At 48.3% G+C, this 5,059-nt stretch carries 4 protein-coding genes; 2 read left to right on the top strand and 2 right to left on the bottom strand.

Annotated elements, in window-relative coordinates; all coding sequences use genetic code 11:
• Positions 1–1,208: type III sulfide quinone reductase, selenoprotein subtype (gene sqr, locus ACXLDX_RS10640; RefSeq protein ID WP_457577162.1), on the top strand; the 1,208-nt coding region annotated here is incomplete at its 5' end.
• 161 nt (positions 1,209–1,369) lie between these two features.
• On the opposite strand, the gene ACXLDX_RS10635 is transcribed toward sqr, so the two are convergent.
• Both ACXLDX_RS10635 and ACXLDX_RS10630 read right to left on the bottom strand, forming a co-directional pair.
• Entirely contained in the window at positions 1,370–2,752 is a 1,383-nt protein-coding gene (locus tag ACXLDX_RS10635) for a PFL family protein (RefSeq protein WP_457577161.1), read from the bottom strand.
• Between the two features lie 21 nt (positions 2,753–2,773).
• A complete protein-coding gene (locus tag ACXLDX_RS10630) occupies positions 2,774–3,316 on the bottom strand; it encodes a glycine cleavage system transcriptional repressor (protein ID WP_457577160.1) in 543 nt (180 codons plus the stop codon).
• Positions 3,317–3,772: 456 nt separating this feature from the next.
• Here ACXLDX_RS10630 and ACXLDX_RS10625 point away from each other — a divergent pair, with 456 nt between their 5' ends.
• Entirely contained in the window at positions 3,773–4,798 is a 1,026-nt protein-coding gene (locus ACXLDX_RS10625) for a 3'-5' exoribonuclease YhaM family protein (protein ID WP_457577159.1), read from the top strand.
• The last annotated feature ends 261 nt before the right edge of the window (positions 4,799–5,059 follow it).

The following is a 5,059-nucleotide window of genomic DNA, read 5'->3' as shown; positions in this document are numbered from 1 at the left end:
TACTCGGTGCGGGATCGGGAGGCACCATGATGGCCAACAAGATGCGGGGCGATCTGGATGAAGAATGGTCCATTACTCTGATTGATAAGGACAATGTCCATTATTATCAACCCGGCTTTCTTTTTGTGCCATTTGACATCAACAAACCAAAGGATATCAGGAGAAGCCGGCGGGAGTTCATCAAGCCTGGAATCGATTTTGTTATCTCTGAGATTACCGGGGTTGACTGGGACAAACAGGAGATTACAACGGCTACGGAAGGGATTTTCAAATATGATATTCTGGTGATGTCGACAGGATGTGATATCAGACCGGAGGAAGTCGAAGGCCTTCAGGAGGGCTGGGGTAAGGACATCTATGGCTACTATCGTTACAATGATTGTCAGGTTCTCGGCAGGGCGCTGAAAAAATTTACCGGCGGAAAACTGGTGGTGAATATAGCGGAGATGCCGATAAAATGTCCTGTAGCACCCCTTGAATTTGCTTTTCTGGCTGACTGGTATTTCCATGAAAGAGGTATTCGGGACAAAGTGGAGATCGAGTTTGTCACACCTCTTGCAGGAGCCTTCACCAAGCCGGTGGCGACAAAGGTCCTGACCAGTGCCTGTCATGATAAAAATATTAAAATCACGCCGAATTTCTCTTTAGGCTCGGTGGATCATGAGAAGAAAGTCATTCAGGCCTACGACGGTACCGAGGTTGACTATGATATGCTGGTGTCCATTCCACCGAATTTCGGTGCCCAGGTTATGATTGATTCGGATGTCTCTGATCCAATGGGCTATATCCCGGTAGATAAGCACAGTCTGCAGCCGGAGGGCTATGATAATGTATGGGTTCTGGGTGACGGGACGGACGTGCCTACTTCAAAGGCGGGAGCTGTTGCCCATTTCCAGGGTGATGTGCTGCATGAGAACATCATGGCTTTCATTTCCGGAGGTGAACAGCACGCCCGGTCCGACGGGCATGCCGTCTGATTCATAGAATCGGGCTTCGGGAAAGCCTACATTATTGATTTTAACTATGACACTGAACCTCTTACTGGCAAATATCCTTTTCCGGCTGTTGGTCCGTTGAACCTGCTCAGGGAAACAGAACTCAATCATATGGCCAAGCTGATGTTCAAATGGGCCTATTTTAACCTGCTGCTGAAAGGCACCTGGCTCGGGCCTCCGGATCTGATGATGGAGGGGAAGGATCGCGGCTGAGTAACTCCGCGCAGGGACAGCAGTTGTATGATTTTATTGCCTCTGAGCTGTAATTGCTCATGGGCAGAGAGTAACGTGTGGCGAAGAGGGGTGAGGAGCTTATCCTCGCCCCTTTAATTGTAATTGGTCACAGGGGTAACAACTCGATGACTTTATGACCTTTAATTTTTAAAGCTGTGAATTGGGGCCGGTATTCGGCCTCCCCAACCTATAAAGCGGGCGGACTGTCCCGCATTTCTCACTTCAATAATGGGGCTTGCTCCAAAGAGACCACCGAAACTGACATGTTCCCCTGCCTCTTTACCGGGGACTGGAATAAGCCTTGCCGCTGTAGTTTTTGAGTTGACCATCCCCAGGGCCATTTCATCGGCGATGATTGCGGAGATGGTATCACTGTCAACGGAGCCCGGGATGGCAACCATGTCAAGGCCCACAGAGCAGACACAGGTCATTGCTTCCAGTTTTTCAAGGCAGAGGGCACCGCTGCCCACCGCTTCCGCCAGGACAGCGTCTTCCATGACCGGAATAAAGGCGCCACTCAAGCCTCCCACTGTTTTGCTGGCAAATATACCCCCTTTTTTCACGGCATCATTGAGCATGGCAAGAATTGCTGTGGAGCCGGGTGCGCCGACACTATCGACACCAAGGATCTTGAAAATCTCCCCGACGCTGTCTCCGATGGTGGGTGTGGGGGCAAGGGAGAGGTCAACTACACCGAATTCAATGCCAAGAGATTTTGATACGGCCCGGCCTATCAACTCACCGCAGCGTGTTACCCGGAAGGTGGTCTGTTTGATTTCTTCCGCCAGTTCATCCAGCTGGAGAGTTCCGTTTTCAGGATGATTATCGATGAGTCGTTCAAGGGAGCGGGCGATGACGCCCGGTCCGCTGACGCCGACATTGAGAACCGCATCAGCCTCTTCAAGTCCGTGAATGGCGCCGGCCATAAAGGGGTTGTCTCCGGGCTGATTGCAGAAAACAACGAATTTGGCTGCCCCGAATCCTCCGGAATCCGCAGTTCTTTCGGCCAGCTCTTTGATGGTGGTGCCCATCATGGCCAGAGCATCCATGTTAATGCCCTTCTGGGTTGTGGCGATATTAACCGAAGCACAGATTTTATCAGTTTCAGCAATGGCCTCAGGCAGAGCAGCGATAAACTCCCGGTCGGTGGCTGTCATTCCCTTCTCAAGCTGGGCTGAAAATCCGCCGAGAATATCAATGCCTATATCAGTGGCGGCCTCATCGAGGCTTTTCGCGATTTCAATAAAGCCTTTTTTTTCAAAGCCGGCGCCTACAAAAGCGACTGGGGTTACGGAAATTCGTTTGTTGACAACCGGAATACCATATTTTCTGCTGATGGCGTCACAGGTGGGGACAAAATTTCCCGCCAGATCATTGATTCTTTTTTTTATATTGTCACAGGTACTCTGCACGGAATCACCACGGCAATCCAGGAGATTTATACCCATGGTCACCGTGCGGACATCCAGGTTTTCTTTCTGGATCATCTCCACGGTCGCAATTATCTGGTCTGAACGGAGCATAGTGGCTTTCTCCTGTTTCGGTTAATGAAAAGTGACTTCGTTGGTTACCTGAAAAATATCGCTATGCTGCATCATGACATTCTGCCCACTCTGCCTGGAATATTCTTCAAGTGCTTCCTGGACCTGTTTGAGTGAAACCGTACAGTTTTTCAGGTCAAGCTGGAGGGCCATGGTGTACTGGTCATCCTTCAGGGTGGTCACCAGATCCAGGATATTGATATTATAGTCGTAGCAGAACTGGCTGATACCATGCACAAGACCACCTCTGTTCGGGCCCTGGACGGTCATGATATATGTCTCCTCAGGTGGCGGAATTTCTTCCTCTTCAGGGCTGATTTCCTTTATGGAAACTTCGAACCTGCATTCTGTTTCGATATGGGAAATGGCCGCGATAAGGTCCTCCTTGTTGACATTTTCGGGAAAGGAGACACTTAAAATCATACTGAGATAGTTACAGAGAACGGACTGATTCAGATCTGCCACATCACCGTTCAGTTTGAAAATCGCGCCGGTAATGGAGGCGATAATTCCAGGCCTGTCCTTTGACATAACCGATATAATCATTTGTTTTTTCATAAGAAGTGTGGTGAGTTCAATTGTTTTTCCGGTCCCGTATTTTAGAAGTACAGGATTGAGGTGCGATCAATTCGGGCTGCCCTGTGACAAAGTCAGCCGAAATTAATCACAGGCAATAAAATCAAAGAGTTATTGCTACTCTACGGGGAGTTACAGTCAGCCATTATTGCACTGATTTCTGATTTGATCAAGACCTGAATCCGGTGGCGGTGAAATAATTTCCATTCTTGCTTTTTGGCTTTTACAGAGGTTATTATCCGCAAATATTGACCGGAAGCTCAATCCTGCGCTTCAGAAAATGAAAGAATGTGATTATAATTTAATTTCAAACCATTACGATATATTTTATAACAATGGTCGTAATTGGTCACAGGGGTAGCAACTTTGTAATTTTATTACCTCTGAACTGTAATTGTTTCCAGGGGAAATGTAACCGGGGGTTGAATGAAGAAAAAGACATTTATTGAGCAGCTGAAACAGGGGGAGCGGATTGATGATCTCTTTCTTGTCAAGTCGGCACGGCTTGCAGAAACGAAGGCGGGAAAGCCGTATCTCATTCTGACTGTAATGGACAGAAGTGGCGAAGTCAGTGGACCTCTGTGGGAGAATGCTCTCGAACTGCAGAAAATATGTCAGGCCGGCAATATAGTAAAGATTTCCGGTGTGATTCAGTCGTACCGGGATACACTTCAACTGAAGGTCGATCGGGTTCAGTCTGTGCCTCGTGATGAGGTTGATCTGGGTGAATTTCTCCCGGTTTCACCCAGGAACAGGAAAGAAATGGCCGATGAACTGTCTTCATTGATCAGGACTGTCAGTAATCCGTATCTAAAAAAACTCCTGGCCCGTTTCTTCGGTCACGAGGATGATCTGCGGATTTTTGGCGATGCCCCGGCGGCAAAAGGTATACATCACGCCTACATCGGTGGTCTGATTGAACATTCTCTTTCTATGGCCCGGCTCTGTCATCTTCTGGCAGATCATTACGATGGCGTGGATCGTTCTCTCCTTCTTGCCGGAGCTCTGCTTCACGACATTGGTAAATTGAAGGAACTGCAGGCAAATGATGGTGTGGTGGAGTATACTGTGCCCGGCAGATTGAAGGGACATCTTGTTATCGGCTGTGAACTGGTGGGGAAGACAGCCGGACGCATTAAAAATTTTCCGGGAGACCTTCTTGTGCAGCTGCAGCATTTGATTCTCAGTCACCATGGCCGGCAGGAATTCGGGTCTCCTGTCGTACCGATGACCGTTGAGGCCATGATACTCAGTTTTGTTGATGATCTTGACGCAAAGATGAACCTGATAGAGCAGTTGCGCCGGAAAATGAACAGTGAGGAGATGGAATGGACTGAATACCAGAGAACTCTTGAGAGGTATCTCTATCTGGGAGGTTTCAAGGAAAAAACTGAGCAGGCTGGTGTGAAAAAAGAGGATGTCAGTCGTCGTCAACCGTCCCTTTTTTCGTAATTGCTCACAGGTGCTGCAGATTTTTGCAGGCTCTTCTTCGCCATGACCTGCCTGTGCGGACAAAAGAGACCTTAAGAAGCTGGGGTACCCGAGCAATTGGCAATGAAGGCTCATGGATGCCAGGTTATAAATAACTTGATTACCCATGAAACTCAGCCAAATTGTGGATGTACCTGTTTGATCAGGCTAGCCTACGGTCAAAAATCACTGGAAATCTCAATTGATAAGGAATTCAAATGAAAAAGTGTCAGTCCAGATCAT

This window comes from Desulfomarina sp., from assembly GCF_054039375.1.
Note: the sequence above shows the minus strand (reverse complement) of the source record. Positions and strands in the feature narration are given on the sequence as shown.

Coding starts and splice junctions, on each gene's coding strand:
- ACXLDX_RS10625 (WP_457577159.1), top strand. CDS start 3,773: ATGAAGAAAAAGACATTTATTGAGCAGCTGAAACAGGGGGAGCGGATT.
- ACXLDX_RS10630 (WP_457577160.1), bottom strand. CDS start 3,316: ATGATTATATCGGTTATGTCAAAGGACAGGCCTGGAATTATCGCCTCC.
- ACXLDX_RS10635 (WP_457577161.1), bottom strand. CDS start 2,752: ATGCTCCGTTCAGACCAGATAATTGCGACCGTGGAGATGATCCAGAAA.